Below are 18,393 nucleotides of genomic sequence, written 5' to 3'. Positions count from 1 at the left end.
GCCCAACATGGCCGCCGTCTTCGACAAACCCACCCTGCTGCAGCGCATCGCCCCGATTTTTCAGGGCTTTGACGGCTGGCTGCTGTTCGCCATCCTGCTGATGGCCGGCGCCGGCCTGATCACCATGTATTCGGTGGGCTTCGACCACGGCACCCGCTTCGCCGCCCACAGCCGCAACATGCTGCTGGCCGTGGGGCTGATGTTCCTCGTGTCGCAGGTACCGCCGCACCGGCTGATGACGCTGGCCGTGCCGCTGTACACCCTGGGCGTGATGCTGCTGCTGGGCGTGGAGCTGTTCGGCATCATGCGCAAGGGCTCGCAGCGCTGGCTGGACATCGGTGTCACCGTCATCCAGCCCAGCGAACTCATGAAGATCGCCATGCCGCTGATGCTGGCCTGGTGGTTCCACCGCCGGGAAGGCCAGCTCAAGCCGCTGGATTTCGTGGCGGCCGGCATCCTGCTCATCATTCCGGTGGCGCTCATCCTCAAGCAACCCGATCTGGGCACCTCGCTGCTGGTGATGTCGTCCGGCCTGGCCGTCATCTTTTTCGCCGGCCTGAGCTGGAAGCTGATCCTGCCGCCGGTGCTGCTGGGCGTGATCGGCGTGGTGACGCTGATCGCCATGGAGCCGCAGATGTGCGCGCCGGGCGTGGACTGGCAGATCCTGCACGAGTACCAGCGCCAGCGCGTGTGCACCCTGCTCGACCCCTCGAAAGACCCGCTGGGCAAGGGTTTCCACATCATCCAGGGCATGATCGCCATCGGTTCGGGCGGCATCTGGGGCAAGGGCTTCATGCAGGGCACGCAGACCCACCTGGAATTCATTCCCGAACGCACCACCGACTTCATCTATGCCGCGTTCTCAGAGGAATTCGGGCTCATGGGCGTGCTGGGCCTCATGTCTGGCTTCATCTTCCTGATCGTGCGCGGCCTGCTGATCGCGGTGGAGGCGCCGACCCAGTTTTCCCGGCTGGTGGCGGCCGCGGTCACGCTCAACGTGTTCGTCTATGCCTTCGTCAACATGGGCATGGTCAGCGGCATCCTGCCCGTGGTGGGCGTGCCGTTGCCCTTCGTGAGCTATGGCGGCACGGCCATGGTGACGCTGGGCGTGGGGCTGGGCATCCTGATGGCGATCGCCAAGTCCAAGCGCCTGATGCAGTCCTAGAGCGGTTGACGGCAAGGCCCTGACGGCAGCGCGCGGCGCCAGGGTTCTTACAATGGGCCGATGATTTCACGCGAACCCACCCTGGCCCGTCTGGCCACCGCCCAAAGCCTGTTGCTCGAACCGTTCGGGTTGAGCCCCACGCACCTGCAGCGCGCGCTCGGCGAGATCATGTCGCACGGCGTGGACGACGCCGACCTGTATTTCCAGACCACGCGCAGCGAAGGCTGGAGCCTGGAAGAGGGCATCGTCAAGACAGGCAGCTTCAGCATCGACCAGGGGGTCGGCGTGCGTGCGGTCAGCGGTGAAAAGACGGCGTTCGCCTATTCCGACGACCTGTCCTGGGACTCGCTGATCGATGCCGCCCACACGGTGCGCTCGATTTCGGCACAGGGCCAGGGCCGCAAGGTGCGCGTGCCGGCGGTGAAGGTGCCCAAGTCGCGTTCGCTCTACCCGGGCCTGGACCCGATCGCCACGCTCGACAGCACCGCCAAGGTCGCGCTGCTGGAAAAAGTGGAGCGCATGGCCAAGGCCAAGGACCCGCGCGTGAAGCAGGTCATGGCCGGCCTGGCGAGCGAATACGACGTGGTGCTGGTGGCGCGCGCCGACGGCACTTTGGCGGCCGACGTGCGCCCGCTGATCCGCCTGTCGGTGACGGTGATCGCCGAGCAGTCGGGCCGGCGCGAAGCCGGTTCGTCCGGCGGCGGCGGCCGTTTCGGCCTGGCCTATTTCGACGATGCCATGGTGCAGTCCTACGTGGACGAGGCCGTGTCCTACGCGCTGACCAACCTCGACGCACGCCCTGCACCGGCCGGCGAGATGGTGGTGGTGCTGGGCTCGGGCTGGCCCGGCATCCTGCTGCACGAGGCGGTGGGCCACGGGCTGGAAGGCGATTTCAACCGCAAGGGCTCCAGCGCTTTCGCCGGCCGCATCGGCCAGCGCGTGGCCGCCAAGGGTGTGACCGTGCTCGACGATGGCACCATCGCCGACCGCCGGGGCTCGCTCAACGTGGACGATGAAGGCCACACCTCGCAGCGCAATGTGCTGATCGAGGACGGCATTCTGCGCGGCTACATCCAGGACGCGATGAACGCGCGCCTGATGGGCGTAAAGCCCACCGGCAATGGCCGTCGCGAGAGCTACGCCCACGTGCCCATGCCGCGCATGACCAACACCTACATGCTGGGTGGCGACAAGGCGCCCGAGGAAATCGTGGCCAGCATCAAGAAGGGCCTGTACGCCACCAACTTCGGCGGTGGCCAGGTCGACATCACCAGCGGCAAGTTCGTGTTCTCGGCCAGTCAGGCCTACTGGGTGGAGAACGGCCAGATCCAGTACCCGGTGAAGGGCGCCACGCTGGTGGGCAATGGCCCGGACGCGCTGACCCGCGTCAGCATGATCGGCAACGACATGAAGCTCGACAGCGGCGTGGGCACCTGCGGCAAGGAAGGCCAGAGCGTGCCGGTGGGCGTGGGCCAGCCGACGCTGCGCATCGATGGCCTGACGGTCGGCGGCACCGCTTGACTCGGCGTTTTCAATTGCCTGTGCTACATTTCGAACCCATGTCTTCGCGCTTCGCCTTTTTTGCCTTTTATTTTTGGTTCTCAGTCCCCGGCGGACGAGAGGCGAAGCTGTAAGCGCATCACCGAATCTCGATACAACCGCCGGAGCTCCAAGCCCGGCGGTTTTTTTTCGCCCTTTCGAACCGTTTTTTGATTCAACCCCACTCAGGAGCCCCGTGATGACCGCCAAGAACGCCCCCGCCAGCAGCGACGCCTGGCATGCCCGTCCTGTCGACAAAACCAGCCAGACCGACGACGAACGCATCAAGGACATCACCGTGTTGCCCCCTCCTGAACACCTGATCCGCTTCTTCCCCATCGGCGGCACGCCGGTGGAAGCGCTCATCAGCCAGACCCGCCAGCGCATCCACCGCATCCTGCATGGACAGGACGACCGTCTGCTGGTTGTGATCGGCCCGTGCTCCATCCACGATCCGGCCGCCGCGGTCGACTACGCGCGCCGTCTCAAGCCGCTGCGCGAGAAGTACGCCGACACGCTGGAGATCGTGATGCGGGTCTACTTCGAGAAGCCGCGCACCACCGTGGGCTGGAAGGGCCTGATCAACGACCCCTACCTGGACGAGAGCTACCGCATCGACGAGGGTCTGCGCATCGCGCGCCAGCTGCTGATCGAGATCAACCGCCTGGGCCTGCCTGCGGGCAGCGAGTTCCTCGACGTGATCTCGCCGCAGTACATCGGCGACCTGATCGCCTGGGGCGCCATCGGCGCGCGCACCACCGAAAGCCAGGTGCACCGCGAGCTGGCCTCGGGCCTCTCGGCCCCGATCGGCTTCAAGAACGGCACCGACGGCAACATCAAGATCGCCACCGACGCGATCCAGGCCGCCTCGCGCGGCCACCATTTCCTCTCGGTGCACAAGAACGGCCAGGTGGCGATCGTGCAGACCAATGGCAACAAGGACTGCCACGTGATTCTGCGCGGTGGCAAGGCGCCCAACTACGACGCCGCCAGCGTGGCCGCTTCGGTGAAGGAACTCGAGGCCGCGAAGCTGCCGCCGCGCCTGATGGTCGACTGCAGCCACGCCAACAGCAGCAAGCAGCACGAGAAGCAACTCGAGGTGGCGCGCGACATCGCGGGCCAGATCGTCGGCGGCTCGCGCAGCATCTTCGGCGTGATGATCGAGAGCCACATCGAAGCCGGCGCGCAGAAGTTCACCCCGGGCAAGGACGAGGTGGGTGCGCTCAAGTACGGGCAGAGCATCACCGACGCCTGCCTGGGCTGGGGCGATTCGCTGCAGGCGCTCGAGGTCCTGTCGGCGGCGGTGCAGACCGCCCGCCACGCGCGGGGCTGATGCCGCCACGGGCTTTCACGGGGTGGATCGCGCACGGCGCGCGGTCCACAATGGGGCGAACCACCGATCAGGAGAACCCGACATGCGCAGCCAAGTCACCGTGAGCTGGGGCGGCACCGCCTCTTACCCGTTCGATCTCGAGGAGGTGCAGCCGATGCCGCACGACCATGCGCGCGCCTGGCTCGACGAACAGTTCACCACCCTGGGCTGTGACCCGATCCGGCCGACCGGCAAGGTGCTGACGGCCGACAAGATCCTGTGCGTGGCCGAAGCCGCTGGGGAGGGCCATTTCCGGGATGCGGCGCACCGTCCCTGGGCGGTGGCCTTTGCCCGCGCCGCGAGCGCGGCGCTGGCCAAACCGGTGGTGTCGATCGACGTGCCGAAGCACGTGCTGACGTACTGAGGGTCAGGCGGCCAGGGCCTTGAGCAGGCGGTCGTGCACACCGCCGAAGCCGCCGTTGCTCATGCAGACGATGTGGTCGCCGGGCTGGGCGGCCGCCGTCACCTGGGCCACCAGTTCGTCGATGTTGCGGCCGATCTGCGCCCGCGCACCCATGGGTGCCAGGGCCTCGGCCGCGTCCCAGTCCAGCCCGCCCGAGTGGCAGAACGCCAGGTCCGCCGCCTCCAGGCTCCAAGGCAGTTGGGACTTCATCGTGCCCAGCTTCATGGTGTTGCTGCGCGGCTCGAACACCGCCAGGATGCGACCGCGCGGCTGGCCCAGCTTGCGTTGCAGGCCATCGAGCGTGGTGCGGATGGCGGTGGGGTGGTGCGCGAAGTCGTCGTAGACCGTGATCGCGCCGCCCGCGCGAGGCACCATGCCCCGCACTTCCATGCGCCGGCGCACGTTCTCGAAGCTGCTCAAGGCGCGCGCGGCGTCCGCCGGGGCCACGCCCACGTGCTCGGCCGCGGCGATGGCCGCCAGGCCATTGAGCTGGTTGTGCACGCCGGTGAGTGCCCACTCCACACGGCCGACTGGTTGGCCGCGGTGCAACACGTCGAAGGCGTGGGGTTCGCCCTGGGCGGTGAAATCACTCACCGCCGCACCGAAGCTGCGCAATTCGCTCCAGAGGCCCTTGTGCAGCACGCGCTCCAGGCTTTCTTCCAGGCCGTTGACGACCACACGGCCGTTGCCCGGCACGGTGCGGATCAGGTGGTGGAACTGGCGTTCGATCGCCGCGAGGTCGTCAAAAATGTCGGCGTGGTCGAACTCGAGGTTGTTCAGGATCGCGGTGCGGGGCCGGTAGTGCACGAACTTGCTGCGCTTGTCGAAGAAGGCGGTGTCGTACTCGTCGGCTTCGATGGTGAAGGTCTTGCCCTGGCCCAGGCGGGCCGACACACCGAAGTTCATCGGCACGCCACCAATCAGGAAGCCGGGCTGCAGGCCGTTGGCCTCCAGGATCCAGGTCAGCATGCCGGTGGTGGTGGTCTTGCCGTGCGTGCCTGCGACGGCCAGCACATGGCGGCCCTGCAGCACGTGTTCGGCCAGCCACTGGGGCCCGCTGGTGTAGGCCGCGCCGCTGTCCATGATGGCTTCCATCAGCGGGAACTTGGGTGTGCCATCCGCCGTGCGGGCACGGCTGACCACGTTGCCGACCACGAACACGTCGGGCTGGAGGGCCAGCTGGTCGGCGCCGAAGCCTTCGATGAGGTCGATGCCCAGCGCGCGCAGCTGGTCGCTCATGGGGGGATAGACGCCGGCGTCGCAGCCGGTCACGCGGTGGCCGGCTTCGCGGGCCAGGGCAGCGAGACCGCCCATGAAGGTGCCGCAGATGCCCAGAATATGAATGTGCATCCCGGGATTCTAGGGGGCGCACCCACCGGGTTTGCGGGTATGGACCGTGCGCGCCGTGGGCGCCGCCGCCAGCGGGCACAATCCCCCTCCATGGATGCCAGCCGAGACGACACTTCCCACGAGATCGCCGCCGTGGCCGCCCGACTGGTGGTCGAGGAGGGCCTGGAATATGCCGCGGCCAAGCGCCGCGCGGTCAAGCAGCTGGGCTTGCCGGCGCGCACGCCCCTGCCCGACAACGCGATGCTGGATGCCGCGGTGCGCGAGGACATCGCCGTGTTCTGCCCGGAAACCCAGGCCGTCGAGTTGCGCGCGTTGCGCGAACTCGCCTTGCTCTGGATGGACCGCCTGCAGGCCTTTCGCCCCCACCTGGGCGGCGCCGTCTGGCACGGCACGGCCACCCGGCACAGCGATATCTATCTTCAGCTGTTCTGCGAAGACCCCAAGGCGCCTGAGTGGACGCTGCTCGATCACCGCGTCGAATACCACCCGGGCACGGTCAACGGCTGGCGCGGCGAATCCGTGGAGGCGTTGACGCTGCGCGTGCGAAGCGAGGCGCTGGGCCAGTGGGTGCTGGTGCATCTGATGGTGCACGACCTGGACGACCAGCGCGGCGCCCTCAAGCCCGACGCCCAGGGGCGCAAGCCGCGCGGTGACGCGGCGGCCTTGCGCCGCCTGCTGGCCGGGGAGGTGGCGGCATGAGCCTGCAACGAAGAACCCTCTGGATGGCCGGCGTGGCGGTGGTCGCTGGCGGTGCCGGCGCCTTGCTGGCCACGCGGCGCCTTCAGCTCCAACCGGTGATGAGCGAGGCCGAGGCCGCGTTCTGGGCCGGGTCGTTCGACGGGCCGAACGGTGAAGCCGTGCGCATGAGCGATTTCCGTGGCAAACCCTTGCTGGTGAATTTCTGGGCCACCTGGTGCCCGCCGTGCGTGGAGGAGCTGCCCATGCTGAACCAGTTCCACACCGCGCAGGCCGCCAAGGGCTGGCAGGTGCTGGGCCTGGCGGTCGATCAGCCCAGCGCGGTGCGCAGCTTCATGCAGAAGCTGCCGCTGAATTTCCCGGTGGGCATGGCAGGCTTCGCGGGCACGGAACTCAGCCGCAGCCTGGGCAACGCCACCGGGGCCTTGCCCTTCAGCGTGGTGTTCGGGGCCGACGGGGCGCTGCTGCACCGAAAGCTCGGCAAGGTGTCGGAGACCGATCTGGCGCAGTGGGCCGAGTTGGGTTGACCTTTCGTCAACCCACTCGAACTCGACGAGAAAAAGAGGTAAATTCGTCGTTTTCACAAAAATGACTCTTTGAGTCATCCCTCGCCCCGGGTCGAAAACCCTCCAGCGGGCGAGGTTGGGAAGCCGGTCCATTCGTGTACACTGCGGCACCCCGGCGGGTTGGTCAGCTCTCATTTCGTTGAAATTGAGTGCTTTTAGATCAACTTGACCGAACTTCGTTGGAGAAATCATGGATTTGAGAAAACTGAAGACACTGATCGACCTCGTGTCCGAGTCGAACGTGTCCGAGCTGGAAATCACCGAGGCCGAAGGCAAGGTGCGCATCGTCAAGAGCGCGCCTGTCGTGGCCGCCGCGCCTGTGACCTACAGCATGGCCCCCGCACCGGTGTCTCCACCCCTGGTGCCGGCCGTCGACGTGACGCCCGCCGCTCCGGTGGCCGCCGCCCCTGCCGCGCCGGCCGGGCACACCGTGAAGTCGCCCATGGTGGGCACCTTCTACCGTGCGTCGAGCCCGGGTGCGAAGCCCTTCGTCGAGATCGGTGACACCATCAAGGAAGGCGAGACGATCTGCATCGTGGAAGCGATGAAGATCCTCAACGAGATCGAGGCCGACAAGTCCGGCACCGTGACCCAGATCCTGGTGGAGAACGGCCAGGCGGTGGAGTACGGACAGCCCATGTACGTGATCGAATAAAGAAGAAGGCCCCGAGCCCATGTTCAAAAAAATCCTGATTGCCAACCGGGGGGAGATCGCGCTGCGCATTCAGCGCGCCTGCCGGGAAATGGGCATCAAGGCGGTGATGGTGTATTCCGAGGCCGACCGCGACGCCAAGTACGTGCGTCTGGCCGACGAGGCGGTCTGCATCGGCCCGGCGCCGAGCGCCCAGAGTTACCTCAACATGCCGGCCATCATCTCGGCCGCTGAAGTGACCGACGCCGAAGCCATCCACCCCGGCTACGGTTTCCTGTCGGAAAACGCCGATTTCGCCGAGCGCGTCGAGAAGAGCGGCTTCACCTTCATCGGCCCCACGCCGGAGTCCATCCGCACGATGGGCGACAAGGTGTCGGCCAAGCAGGCCATGATCCGCGCGGGCGTGCCCTGCGTGCCGGGTTCCGAAGGCGCGCTGCCCGACGACCCCGTCGTGATCAAGCGCACCGCCAAGGCGGTGGGCTACCCGGTGATCATCAAGGCCGCCGGTGGCGGCGGTGGGCGCGGCATGCGCGTGGTGCACACCGAAGCGGCCCTGCTGCACGCGGTGCAGACCACCAAGGCGGAAGCCGGTGCGGCCTTCGGCAATCCCGAGGTCTACATGGAGAAATTTCTCCAGAACCCGCGCCACATCGAGATCCAGATCCTGGCCGACCAGCACCGCAACGCGGTGTACCTGGGCGAACGCGACTGTTCCATGCAGCGCCGCCACCAGAAGGTGATCGAGGAAGCGCCTGCACCCGGCATCCCGCGCCGCCTGATCGAGAAGATCGGCGAGCGTTGCGCCGCGGCCTGCAAGAAGATCGGTTACCGGGGCGCCGGCACCTTCGAGTTCCTGTTCGAGAACGGTGAGTTCTACTTCATCGAAATGAACACCCGCGTGCAGGTGGAGCACCCGGTGACCGAGTGGATTTCGGGCGTGGACATCGTGCGCACCCAGATCGCGGTGGCCGCGGGCGAGAAGCTGCCGTTCACGCAGCGCCAGATCGAGTTGCGCGGGCATGCCATCGAGTGCCGCATCAACGCCGAAGACGCCTACAAGTTCACCCCGTCGCCCGGTCGCATCACGACCTGGCACGCTCCGGGTGGCCCGGGTGTTCGCGTGGACTCCCACGTCTACACCAACTACTTCGTGCCGCCGAACTACGACTCGATGATCGGCAAGATCATCGTGCACGGCGACACGCGGGAGCAGGCCCTGGCGCGCATGCGCACGGCGCTGGCCGAGACCGTGATCGAAGGCATCAACACCAACATCCCGCTGCACCGCGAGCTGATGGTGGACGCGAACTTCGTGACCGGCGGCACCAACATCCACTACCTGGAAGAGTGGCTGTCCCAACGTGAGCGCTGAAGCCTTCCAACTGACCCAGCCGCCGGCTGGGTCTCTTTTTGAGCTGGTGCTGCTGGTGCCCGAGGCGGCGGTGGACGACGTGGGCGATGCCCTGGTCGCGCTGGACGCGCTCAGCGTGTCGGTGGAAGACGCCGACGCGATGACCGACGCCGAATCGGCGCTGTTTGGCGAGCCTGGCATGCCGCCGCCCAAGGAGGGCTGGCAGCGCTCGCGCGTGGTGGCGCTGTTCCCCACCGACGCCGCGGCCCGCGACGCCGCGCAGTTGCTGGCGGTGCAGGACTTCTTTGCGGGCTGTGTGGTGCAGGGCGTGCGCCAAGTGCCCGATCAGGATTGGGTGCGGCTGACGCAGTCGCAATTCGAGCCGGTCGAGATCACGCCCAGCTTCTGGATCGTGCCGACCTGGCACGAGCCGCCCGCCGCCGCGCAACAGGTCATCCGGCTCGACCCCGGTCTGGCCTTTGGCACGGGCACCCACCCGACGACCCGCATGTGCCTGCGCTGGACCGCGCAACACGGCCCCGTGGGGCCGCGTGTGCTGGACTACGGTTGTGGCTCGGGCATCCTGGCCATCGGTGCGGCCAAGTTCGGTGCGCGCGAGATCATCGCGGTGGACATCGACCCCGCGGCGGTGGAGTCCACCCGACTCAATGCCGAGGCCAACCACGCGGTGCTGTCGGCCGGCTTGCCCGATCTGGCGCGGGGCGAACACGATCTGGTGCTGGCCAACATCCTGGCCACGCCCTTGAAGGTGCTCGCACCGTTGCTGTGTTCGCACGTGCGCCCGGGTGGCCGGCTGGTGCTCGCGGGCATTCTGGCGCGCCAGGCCGATGAGCTGATCGAAGCCTATGCGCCGTGGGTGGCGTTGCAGGTCAGCGACGAAGAGGATGGCTGGATCCTCATGACCGCCGTCAAGGCCTGAGGCTGCCTGTCGCGCCCGCGATAATCGGCGCATGAGTTTCACCACCCGTTGCCCCTCGTGCGGAACGATGTTCAGGGTCGTCGCCGACCAACTGAAGATCTCCGAGGGCTGGGTGCGCTGTGGCCATTGCGCCGATGTGTTCGACGCCACGCTGTACCTGCAGCCGTGGATCCCTCCGGGCGAAGAAAGCACGCCCGACGATTTCGTGGCGGCGGCGCCTGCACCCGAACCGGCGCCGGCATCCGCGCACGCGGCGTTCGACGCCGACCTGGAGGCAGAGCTGGAGGCCGAGTCTCAGCGGTCCGTGGAAACGGTCGAGGAATCTGCCGATGCGATGTGGGGCACCGAGGCCGTCGCGGACGAGCGTGCCGTCGAGACCTTGCCGCCACCGATCATCGATGCCCCGTCCGCTCAGGCCCGGCCCGATGAGCAGGAGTCCGATTTCCACGCCGAACTGGAGCGCTTCGCCGCCGGACTGGGTCGTTTGAAAGCCGATGGCGCTGCCGCCGATCCCACGGAACAGGTGGAGTCGGACGAAGAGGCGGTCGTGCCCCCCGTCGATGCCATGCCCGATGCCCCCGGACCGCAGGACGTGGGTAACCTGGACGCTGATAGGCCGGATTCGCCCGAGCTGGTGCCCGGCTTCGTGAGGCAGGCGCAGCGGCAGGCCTTCTGGCAATCCCGTGGCATGCGCGCCGTGCTCTCGCTGCTGGCCGTGGTGTTGGTGGTCGTGCTCGCCGGGCAATGGGTCCTGCAGGAGCGCGATCGATTGGCCGCCTGGCGGCCCGGCCTGCAGCCCTGGCTGCAGCGGGCGTGCGAACCCGTGGGCTGCGTGGTGGCGCCGGTGCGCCGCATCGACGCGATCGTCATCGACAGCACTTCGCTGGTGCGCCGGCTCGGCAACTTCTATTCCTTTGACCTCGTGCTCAAGAACACGGCCTCCATGGCGCTGGCTGTGCCCGCGCTGGAGCTGAGCCTGACCGACATCAGCGATCAGGTGATTTCGCGCCGCGTGTTCCTGCCCGAGGAATGGCCCGATGCCCCAGCGCTGTTGCCGGCGAACGGCTCGGTGAACGTGAGTTTTCGACTGTCACTCGCCCTGGGCGACGCCACGCCCATGGCGGGTTACCGCGCCCTGATTTTTTACCCTTGATCTGGAAGATTTTTCATGTCCATTCTGGTTTGCGGCTCGCTCGCCTTCGACACCATCATGACCTTCGAGGGCCGCTTCGCCGAGCAGATCCTTCCGAGCCAGCTGCACATTCTCAATGTGTCCTTCCTGGTGCCGGGTCTGCGCCGGGAATACGGTGGCTGTGCCGGCAACATCGCCTACGGCCTGCGCCAGCTCGGTGCCGATGCGGTGCCGCTGGCCATGCTCGGCAACGACGGCGGCGAGTACCTTGATCGCCTGCGCGAACTGGGCGTGGACACGCGCCACGTGTCGTCCTCCGCCGAGAGCTACACCGCGCAGGCCATGATCATGACCGACCGCGACAACAACCAGATCACCGCCTTCCACCCCGGCGCGATGTCGACGGCGCACGACAACCCGGTGCCTCGGCGCGACGACCTCAAGGTGGCCATCATTTCACCCGATGGCCGCGATGCGATGCTCACGCACGCGCGCCAGCTGCACGAGGCCGGTGTGCCCTTCGTGTTCGATCCCGGCCAGGGCCTGCCCATGTTCAATGGCGAAGAGCTGCGGCAGTTCATCGGGCTGGCCAGCTGGGTCACGCTCAACGACTACGAAGCCCAGATGCTGTGCGACCGCACCGGCCTCACGCTCGACGCCATCGCCGCGCAGGTGCGCGGCCTCATCGTGACGCTGGGCGCGGAAGGCTGTGACGTCTGGGATGGTGGCGCGGCCAAGGTGCGGGTGGCGGGCCTCCCGGCGGCCACGGTGGTGGACCCCACGGGGTGTGGCGATGCGTTCCGCGCGGCCCTGCTGCATGGTCTGGAACAGGGGTGGCCGCTGCAGCGCTGTGCCGAGTTGGGCAACCGCATGGGCGCGGTGAAGATCGCCAGCCGGGGCGGTCAGAACTACACGCTCTGAGCCCGGACAACGGGCATGAAAAAAGCCCGGCGCTTTCGCGCCGGGCTTGCAGGTCATCTCAACGAGAATCTCAGGGCTTGCTGGACGTGGGGAACGGCCACGCAGCCTGAGGGTTGAGCTTCGTCTGCGCCGCAGGAGCAGCAGGGGCCGCCGGCTTCTTGGCCGGCTCAGCTTTTTTTGCTGGGGCTGCCTTCTTCGCAGGGGCCTTCTTTGCAGGGGCCTTTTTCACAGCGGCTTTTTTGGCCGGCGCTTTCTTGGCTGCAACCTTTTTGGGAGCAGCTTTCTTGGCGACAACCTTCTTCGCCGGCGCTTTCTTGGCAGCGGCTTTCTTCGCCGGAGCCTTCTTGGCGACGACCTTCTTGGCCGCGGCCTTCTTCGCCGGTGCTGCCTTCTTCGCAGCAACCTTCTTCGCCGGTGCTGCCTTCTTGGCCGCAACCTTCTTCACGGCGGGCTTCTTGGCCGCGACCTTCTTGGCCGGAGCCTTCTTCGCCGGTGCTGCCTTCTTCGCAGCGGGTTTCTTGGCCGGAGCCTTCTTAGCCGGTGCGGCCTTCTTGGCCGGGGCTTTTTTTGCAGTTGCCATTGTTTTCTCCTTGATCAAGTTGCAAAGAGCACTTCAGCCAGCCTTGTTGCCGGTGAAGTGATTCAACGCCCTGGAGCCGTGTGGATGCATCCACGGCTGGCCCCAAGGTTTTGAATCCTGTGACAAAACCCTGCGCCCGGCGTCTGCGCGACGGTGACAGGGTTTTGATTGAGCGGAAATCATGTTGTTGGTCGGTATGGGCAATGCGGCTCCGGCTGCGTGGGCATCAATCCCAGGACAATGCCCCGCCGGTTTGGTATTCGATCACGCGCGTTTCGAAGAAATTGCGTTCCTTCTTGAGGTCGATCATCTCGCTCATCCAGGGGAACGGGTTCTCTTCGTTCGGGAACAGGGGCTCCAGGCCGATCTGCGTGGCGCGGCGGTTGGCAATGTAGCGCAGATAGCCCTTGAACATCGAGGCGTTCATGCCGAGCACGCCGCGCGGCATGGTGTCCTCGGCGTAGCGGTACTCGAGCTCGACAGCCTTGAGGAACAGCTCCTTGATCTCTTCCTTGAACTCGCTGGTCCACAGCATCGGGTTCTCCATCTTGATCGCGTTGATCAGATCGATGCCGAAGTTGCAGTGCATGGACTCGTCGCGCAGGATGTACTGGTACTGCTCGGCGGCACCGGTCATCTTGTTCTGGCGGCCCAGGGCCAGGATCTGGGTGAAGCCGACGTAGAAGAACAGGCCTTCCATCAGGCAGGCGAACACGATCAGGCTCTTGAGCAGGCGCTGGTCGGTCTCGGGCGTGCCGGTGTGGAAGTTCGGGTCCATGATCGCCTCGATGAAGGGGATCAGGAACTGGTCCTTGTCACGGATCGACTGGACTTCGTTGTAGGCGTTGAAGATCTCGGACTCGTCCAGGCCGAGCGACTCCACGATGTACTGGTAGGCGTGCGTGTGGATCGCTTCCTCGAACGCCTGGCGCAGCAGGAACTGGCGGCACTCGGGCGCGGTGATGTGGCGGTAGGTGCCCAGCACGATGTTGTTGGCGGCCAGCGAATCGGCGGTGACGAAGAAGCCGAGGTTGCGCTTGACGATGCGGCGCTCGTCTTCGGTCAGGCCGTTGGGGTCTTTCCAGAGCGCGATGTCGCGGCTCATGTTCACTTCCTGCGGCATCCAGTGGTTGGCGCAGGTGGCGAGGTACTTTTCCCAGGCCCATTTGTATTTGAACGGCACCAGCTGGTTGACGTCGGTCTGGCCGTTGATGATGCGCTTGTCGGCCGCGTTGACGCGGCGCGCAGGAGCGGCCGGCGCGGCGGTGGTGTTGATCGAAGCGGAGGGGAGAGGCGCGCGCTCACCGGACGGTGAGGACAGTGAGGCTTGCAGACCCGACGTGCCGGTGGGCAGTGGGCTGTTCGCTGGCTTCGAAGAGGGCGTGGTGTGATCGTCCCAGGTCAACATAGAGGTTTCCAATGTTCGGATTATGAAAGTGTGTGCATGAAATGCAAAGTGATCAGGCGAGATGCGCACATTTTGTGTTGCGGTGTTGCATCGAATTGCATTCGAGGGACACCGCAACACGTGCACGCATGACGGCCGAAATCACTGGCACGCTTCGCAACCCGGGTCGTCGATGGCGCAGAACTTGATGTCGGTGGCGGACTCCACGTCGGTGATGTCCGCGGGTGCCGCAGCCGGAGCGGAGGCCGCGGCGGCGCTGGTGTTGCCGACGGAAACGGCGTTGAGCTGACCGGTGCGGCCGGTGGATTTTTCGATCTGCGTGGCCGAGGTCGTGCGCAGGTAGTAGGTGGTCTTGAGACCGCGCAGCCAGGCGAGCTTGTAGGTGTCGTCGAGCTTCTTGCCCGAGGCGCCGGCCATGTAGATGTTCAGGCTCTGCGCCTGGTCGATCCACTTCTGGCGGCGGGCGGCGGCTTCCACCAGCCACAGCGGTTCGACTTCGAAGGCGGTGGCATACAGCGCCTTCACGTCCTGCGGCACGCGGTCGATCGGGCGCAGCGAGCCATCGAAGTGCTTGAGGTCCATGACCATCACGTCGTCCCACAGGCCCAGGCGCTTGAGGTCTTTCACCAGGTAGCTGTTGATGACGGTGAACTCGCCGGACAGGTTGGACTTGACCGAGAGGTTGCCGAAGCAAGGCTCGATGGAGGCGTCCACGCCGATGATGTTGGAGATGGTCGCGGTCGGCGCGATGGCCACGCAGTTGGAGTTGCGCATGCCGTCGGCCGCGATCTTCTGGCGCAGGGCGTCCCAGTCCAGGCTGCTGGAGCGGTCCACGTCCACGTAGCCGCCGCGCTCGCGCGCCAGCAGGTCCAGGGTGTCGGGCGGCAGGATGCCCTTGTCCCACAGCGAACCGCGGTAGCTGGCGTAGCGGCCGCGCTCGCGGGCGAGTTCGGTCGAGGCCCAGTAGGCGTAGTAGCAGACGGCTTCCATCGAGCGGTCGGCGAAGTCCACCGCTTCGTTGGAGGCGTAGGGAATGCGCAGTTCGTACAGCGCATCCTGGAAGCCCATGACGCCCAGGCCCACCGGGCGGTGGCGCATGTTGGAGTCGCGCGCCTTCTTCACCGCGTAGTAGTTGATGTCGATCACGTTGTCGAGCATGCGCATGGCGGTCTTGATGGTCGCCTGCAGCTTGGCGTGGTCCAGCACCTTGGCGCCGTCGTCACCGCGCTTGACGTGGTTGAGCAGGTTGACCGAACCGAGGTTGCACACGGCGGTTTCGGTGTCGCTGGTGTTGAGCGTGATCTCGGTGCACAGGTTGGAGCTGTGGACCACGCCGGCGTGCTGCTGCGGGCTGCGCACGTTGCAGGCGTCCTTGAAGGTGATCCAGGGGTGGCCGGTCTCGAACAGCATCGAGAGCATCTTGCGCCACAGGTCGCTGGCGGGCACTTTGCGGTACGGCTTGATTTCGCCGCGCGCGGCCTTCTCTTCATAGGCCAGGTAGGCTTTTTCGAAGTCGGCGCCGAACAGGTCGTGCAGGTCGGGCACGCTGTTGGGCGAGAACAGGCTCCATTCGCCCTTTTCCATCACGCGCTTCATGAACAGGTCGGGAATCCAGTTCGCCGTGTTCATGTCGTGCGTGCGGCGGCGGTCGTCGCCGGTGTTCTTGCGCAGTTCGAGGAATTCCTCGATGTCCAGGTGCCAGGTTTCCAGGTAGGTGCAGACCGCGCCCTTGCGCTTGCCGCCCTGGTTGACGGCCACGGCGGTGTCGTTCACCACTTTGAGGAAGGGCACGACGCCTTGCGATTCGCCGTTGGTGCCCTTGATGTGGGAACCCAGGGCGCGCACGCGCGTCCAGTCGTTGCCCAGGCCGCCGGCGAATTTGGAGAGCAGCGCGTTTTCCTTGATCGACTCGTAGATGCCGTCGAGGTCGTCGGGCACGGTGGTCAGGTAGCAGCTGGAGAGCTGCGAGCGCAGCGTGCCGCTGTTGAACAGCGTGGGCGTGGACGACATGAAGTCGAACGAGGACAGCACCTCGTAGAACTCGATGGCGCGGGCTTCGCGGTCGATCTCGTTGAGCGACAGGCCCATGGCCACGCGCATGAAGAAGGACTGCGGCAGCTCGATGCGCGTCTTGCGCACGTGCAGGAAGTAGCGGTCGTACAGCGTCTGCAGGCCGAGGTAGTCGAACTGCAGGTCGCGCTCGGGCTTGAGCGCGGCGCCCAGGCGGGCCAGGTCGAACTGCAGCAGTTTTTCGTCGAGCAGGTCGTTGTCCACGCCCTTCTTGATGAAGAGCGGGAAGTTCTCGGCGTAGCGCGCGCCCATTTCGGCGGCGGGCACTTCCTCGCCCATCACTTCCTTGACGATGGTGTGCAGCAGCAGGCGGGCGGTGGCGTAGGTGTAGTCGGGATCTTTTTCGATCAGCGTGCGCGCGGCCAGGATGGAGGCCTTGTAGACCTCTTCCATGGGCACGCCGTCGTACAGGTTGCGCTTGGTCTCGGCGACGATGGGGTCGGCCTTGACGTCCTTGCCCAGGCCGCTGCAGGCGGCGGCGATCAGGCCTTGCAGGCGCTGCAGGTCCAGCGGCACGCGCTCGCCGCCGTCGAGCACGTGCAGCACGGGCTCGGCCGGGTGCGCCACTTCGGCCAGGTGCGCGCGCTCCTGCGTGCGGCGTTCGCGGTAGAGCACGTAGGCGCGGGCGACTTCGTGGTGGCCACTGCGCATCAGGCCGAGTTCGACCTGGTCCTGCACGTCTTCAATGTGGAAGGTGCCGCCACCCGGGCGCGAGCGCATCAGGGCGCGGGCCACGTTCTGCGTCAGCTCGTCCACCGTCTCGCGCACGCTGGCCGATGCGGCGCCCTGGGTGCCGTGCACCGCCAGGAAGGCCTTCATCATGGCGACGGCGATCTTGCTGGGCTCGAACGGCACGACGGCGCCGTTGCGGCGGATGATCTGGTAGTTGGCGAAAACCGAGCTGCTCGCGGCCAGCGAAGCCGCGGCCGGGGTACCGGCGGTGGGCTTCAGCGAGGCGGGGGACGGGGTGGTGATGGGAGAAGCGGTCAGCATGGGTTCCTCTTTCATTTGTTGTTGGGTGAACTGCATCGGGGGCGCGGTGTCCGATGGCAGGTTGGTGGCTTGGGTGCCGGTATCAACGCAGGCCGCAGGGGGTGGACGCGGTCGTCTGAAGGGCATTGTTCAGGCGACGGCCATACTGGGCGGGGTAGGGTTCGGGACTCACAAGGCAACACTATATCTGGTGTGCATGTCCCGTTCAAGCCACTACGGGTAGTGTTTACGAGAAAAAGCGGTCGTTAGACGCGGCGCATTTTTCGTCAGACAAAAAATGCTGGTTCACATCCTCGCGCCCTGTGCGAATGATCGCTGGCGATTGGGCGGTTTGCTTGAATCCCGGTGGGCAACACCAATGCCGGCGGGGGCTTTGGCGCGATTTGTCTTGGCTGGCCGCGCCGTTGCACGGCCGGTGAGAACGGGGCGTTTTTGGCGTGGTCCTGGCTCAGTCGCCAGCGACGCTGTGACCGAGTGTGTCTTGTGGGAAACACGCTTCGGGCCAGTGAAGGTCGGCGCGCAGGCGCGACCAGTCGAAACCCGGTCCGGGGTCCTGCTTGCGTCCCGGCGCGATGTGCTCATGGCCCGCCACATGGCGCACCGGATAACGTTGCACCAGTCGGGTGCACAGCCGCGCCAGGGCGGTGTACTGCGCGGCCTCGAAACGTTCGCCCTCCAGCCCCTCGAGTTCGATGCCGATGGAATCGTCGTTGCAGTTGTCGCGCCCGCGCCAGCACGATGCGCCCGCGTGCCATGCGCGCGCATCGGCATCGACAAACTGCACCACTTCGCCGTCGCGGCGCACGAAGAAATGCGACGACACCTCCATGCCCCGGATCTGCTCGAAGTAGGGGTGGGCGCTCCAGTCCAGCTGGTTGGTGAAGAGCTGTTCCACCTCCGGGCCGCCGTACACGCCCGGGGGCAGGCTGATGGAGTGGATGACGATCAGGTCGATCTGTGCACCGTCGGGACGCGGGCCGAAGTTGGGCGAAGGGTTGTGGCGCGCCGTGCGCAGCCAGCCGCCCTGCCAGGGATCATCGCGCTCGGCGGAATCAGGCCGTGGTGGTGTCGTCATCGTCCGACGGCATGGCGATGCCCAGCCGCTGGATGCGGTAGCGCATCTGGCGCAGGTTCAGGCCCAGGCGGGCCGCGGCCGCGGTGCGGTTGAAGTCGCATTCGCGCAGCGCCTTGAGCAGCACTTGGCGCTCCTGTTCGTCCAGGTAGGTCTGCAGGTCGGCGGGAATCTCTTCGGGCG

General features: G+C 66.1%; 17 protein-coding genes. 11 read left to right on the top strand and 6 right to left on the bottom strand.

The features are described 5' to 3' along the window. Positions 1 to 7 precede the first annotated feature (7 nt). The 4 genes from rodA (at position 8) to AC3WPZ_RS11545 (ending at position 4,440) form a co-directional block, all read left to right on the top strand. Positions 8 to 1,165 (top strand): rod shape-determining protein RodA, encoded by a 1,158-nt coding sequence (gene rodA / locus AC3WPZ_RS11560; RefSeq protein WP_444687326.1) that lies wholly within the window; start codon positions 8 to 10, stop codon positions 1,163 to 1,165. A 60-nt stretch (positions 1,166 to 1,225) separates the two neighbouring features. Continuing rightward, positions 1,226 to 2,686, top strand: coding sequence for a metalloprotease TldD (gene tldD / locus AC3WPZ_RS11555; protein WP_291119303.1), 1,461 nt, complete (start codon positions 1,226 to 1,228; stop codon positions 2,684 to 2,686). Between the two features lie 217 nt (positions 2,687 to 2,903). Next, the gene (locus tag AC3WPZ_RS11550) at positions 2,904 to 4,037 is read left to right on the top strand and encodes a 3-deoxy-7-phosphoheptulonate synthase (protein WP_382154620.1); all 1,134 of its coding nucleotides are present in this window, start codon (positions 2,904 to 2,906) and stop codon (positions 4,035 to 4,037) included. 82 nt (positions 4,038 to 4,119) lie between these two features. Beyond that, the gene (locus AC3WPZ_RS11545; protein ID WP_291119309.1) at positions 4,120 to 4,440 is read left to right on the top strand and encodes a hypothetical protein; all 321 of its coding nucleotides are present in this window, start codon (positions 4,120 to 4,122) and stop codon (positions 4,438 to 4,440) included. 3 nt (positions 4,441 to 4,443) lie between these two features. On the opposite strand, the gene mpl is transcribed toward AC3WPZ_RS11545, so the two are convergent. After that, a complete protein-coding gene (mpl, locus tag AC3WPZ_RS11540; RefSeq protein ID WP_492439635.1) occupies positions 4,444 to 5,829 on the bottom strand; it encodes a UDP-N-acetylmuramate:L-alanyl-gamma-D-glutamyl-meso-diaminopimelate ligase in 1,386 nt (461 codons plus the stop codon). Positions 5,830 to 5,919: 90 nt separating this feature from the next. Between mpl and AC3WPZ_RS11535 the strand changes: the two genes are divergently transcribed. The 7 genes from AC3WPZ_RS11535 to AC3WPZ_RS11505 all read left to right on the top strand — a co-directional run bounded on the left by AC3WPZ_RS11535 (position 5,920) and on the right by AC3WPZ_RS11505 (position 12,087). Continuing rightward, positions 5,920 to 6,528, top strand: coding sequence for a hypothetical protein (locus tag AC3WPZ_RS11535; protein WP_492439633.1), 609 nt, complete (start codon positions 5,920 to 5,922; stop codon positions 6,526 to 6,528). Further along, complete coding sequence (locus tag AC3WPZ_RS11530; RefSeq protein ID WP_382154629.1) at positions 6,525 to 7,052, top strand: TlpA family protein disulfide reductase; 528 nt, start codon at positions 6,525 to 6,527, stop codon at positions 7,050 to 7,052. The genes AC3WPZ_RS11535 and AC3WPZ_RS11530 overlap by 4 nt, the downstream gene beginning before the upstream one ends. A 229-nt stretch (positions 7,053 to 7,281) precedes the next feature. Continuing rightward, positions 7,282 to 7,746: an acetyl-CoA carboxylase biotin carboxyl carrier protein gene (gene accB, locus AC3WPZ_RS11525; RefSeq protein ID WP_444687322.1), complete on the top strand. Its 465-nt coding sequence runs from the start codon at positions 7,282 to 7,284 to the stop codon at positions 7,744 to 7,746. Between the two features lie 19 nt (positions 7,747 to 7,765). Then, positions 7,766 to 9,115, top strand: a complete 1,350-nt coding sequence (accC, locus tag AC3WPZ_RS11520; protein WP_291119323.1) for an acetyl-CoA carboxylase biotin carboxylase subunit — start codon at positions 7,766 to 7,768, stop codon at positions 9,113 to 9,115. Further along, positions 9,105 to 10,034: a 50S ribosomal protein L11 methyltransferase gene (prmA, locus tag AC3WPZ_RS11515; protein ID WP_492439631.1), complete on the top strand. Its 930-nt coding sequence runs from the start codon at positions 9,105 to 9,107 to the stop codon at positions 10,032 to 10,034. Before accC ends, prmA begins: the two co-directional genes overlap by 11 nt. A gap of 31 nt (positions 10,035 to 10,065) precedes the next feature. Then, positions 10,066 to 11,187 (top strand): DUF3426 domain-containing protein, encoded by a 1,122-nt coding sequence (locus AC3WPZ_RS11510; RefSeq protein WP_492439629.1) that lies wholly within the window; start codon positions 10,066 to 10,068, stop codon positions 11,185 to 11,187. 15 nt (positions 11,188 to 11,202) lie between these two features. Beyond that, the gene (locus tag AC3WPZ_RS11505; protein WP_382154641.1) at positions 11,203 to 12,087 is read left to right on the top strand and encodes a carbohydrate kinase family protein; all 885 of its coding nucleotides are present in this window, start codon (positions 11,203 to 11,205) and stop codon (positions 12,085 to 12,087) included. 70 nt (positions 12,088 to 12,157) lie between these two features. Here AC3WPZ_RS11505 and AC3WPZ_RS11500 read toward each other — a convergent pair whose 3' ends face one another. The 5 genes from AC3WPZ_RS11500 to AC3WPZ_RS11480 all read right to left on the bottom strand — a co-directional run. Beyond that, positions 12,158 to 12,667 carry a histone H1-like DNA-binding protein gene (locus AC3WPZ_RS11500; RefSeq protein ID WP_382163865.1) on the bottom strand — a complete coding sequence of 170 codons (510 nt, stop codon included), beginning with the start codon at positions 12,665 to 12,667 and terminating at the stop codon, positions 12,158 to 12,160. Positions 12,668 to 12,893: 226 nt separating this feature from the next. Then, entirely contained in the window at positions 12,894 to 14,075 is a 1,182-nt protein-coding gene (locus tag AC3WPZ_RS11495; RefSeq protein WP_492439627.1) for a ribonucleotide-diphosphate reductase subunit beta, read from the bottom strand. 141 nt (positions 14,076 to 14,216) lie between these two features. Continuing rightward, positions 14,217 to 17,138 carry a ribonucleoside-diphosphate reductase subunit alpha gene (locus tag AC3WPZ_RS11490; RefSeq protein ID WP_444687320.1) on the bottom strand — a complete coding sequence of 974 codons (2,922 nt, stop codon included), beginning with the start codon at positions 17,136 to 17,138 and terminating at the stop codon, positions 14,217 to 14,219. A 448-nt stretch (positions 17,139 to 17,586) separates the two neighbouring features. Further along, a complete protein-coding gene (gene ampD, locus AC3WPZ_RS11485; protein WP_492434260.1) occupies positions 17,587 to 18,213 on the bottom strand; it encodes a 1,6-anhydro-N-acetylmuramyl-L-alanine amidase AmpD in 627 nt (208 codons plus the stop codon). Next, positions 18,191 to 18,393: helix-turn-helix domain-containing protein (locus AC3WPZ_RS11480; protein WP_492439625.1), on the bottom strand; the 203-nt coding region annotated here is incomplete at its 5' end. The genes ampD and AC3WPZ_RS11480, both read right to left, overlap by 23 nt.

The sequence above is a fragment of the Hydrogenophaga sp. FW305-3-2-15-A-LB1 genome, from assembly GCF_058787875.1.
The sequence above is the reverse complement of the archived record's forward strand: the minus strand, read 5'-3'. Positions and strand labels throughout refer to the sequence as shown.

What these genes read in the sequence shown, in the direction of transcription:
- ampD (WP_492434260.1), bottom strand. Translation starts at nt 18,213, where the DNA reads ATGACGACACCACCACGGCCTGATTCCGCCGAGCGCGATGATCCCTGG.
- AC3WPZ_RS11495 (WP_492439627.1), bottom strand. Translation starts at nt 14,075, where the DNA reads ATGTTGACCTGGGACGATCACACCACGCCCTCTTCGAAGCCAGCGAAC.
- AC3WPZ_RS11500 (WP_382163865.1), bottom strand. Translation starts at nt 12,667, where the DNA reads ATGGCAACTGCAAAAAAAGCCCCGGCCAAGAAGGCCGCACCGGCTAAG.
- AC3WPZ_RS11490 (WP_444687320.1), bottom strand. Translation starts at nt 17,138, where the DNA reads ATGCTGACCGCTTCTCCCATCACCACCCCGTCCCCCGCCTCGCTGAAG.
- accC (WP_291119323.1), top strand. Translation starts at nt 7,766, where the DNA reads ATGTTCAAAAAAATCCTGATTGCCAACCGGGGGGAGATCGCGCTGCGC.
- AC3WPZ_RS11505 (WP_382154641.1), top strand. Translation starts at nt 11,203, where the DNA reads ATGTCCATTCTGGTTTGCGGCTCGCTCGCCTTCGACACCATCATGACC.
- mpl (WP_492439635.1), bottom strand. Translation starts at nt 5,829, where the DNA reads ATGCACATTCATATTCTGGGCATCTGCGGCACCTTCATGGGCGGTCTC.
- AC3WPZ_RS11530 (WP_382154629.1), top strand. Translation starts at nt 6,525, where the DNA reads ATGAGCCTGCAACGAAGAACCCTCTGGATGGCCGGCGTGGCGGTGGTC.
- accB (WP_444687322.1), top strand. Translation starts at nt 7,282, where the DNA reads ATGGATTTGAGAAAACTGAAGACACTGATCGACCTCGTGTCCGAGTCG.
- AC3WPZ_RS11545 (WP_291119309.1), top strand. Translation starts at nt 4,120, where the DNA reads ATGCGCAGCCAAGTCACCGTGAGCTGGGGCGGCACCGCCTCTTACCCG.
- tldD (WP_291119303.1), top strand. Translation starts at nt 1,226, where the DNA reads ATGATTTCACGCGAACCCACCCTGGCCCGTCTGGCCACCGCCCAAAGC.
- AC3WPZ_RS11535 (WP_492439633.1), top strand. Translation starts at nt 5,920, where the DNA reads ATGGATGCCAGCCGAGACGACACTTCCCACGAGATCGCCGCCGTGGCC.
- AC3WPZ_RS11510 (WP_492439629.1), top strand. Translation starts at nt 10,066, where the DNA reads ATGAGTTTCACCACCCGTTGCCCCTCGTGCGGAACGATGTTCAGGGTC.
- AC3WPZ_RS11550 (WP_382154620.1), top strand. Translation starts at nt 2,904, where the DNA reads ATGACCGCCAAGAACGCCCCCGCCAGCAGCGACGCCTGGCATGCCCGT.
- rodA (WP_444687326.1), top strand. Translation starts at nt 8, where the DNA reads ATGGCCGCCGTCTTCGACAAACCCACCCTGCTGCAGCGCATCGCCCCG.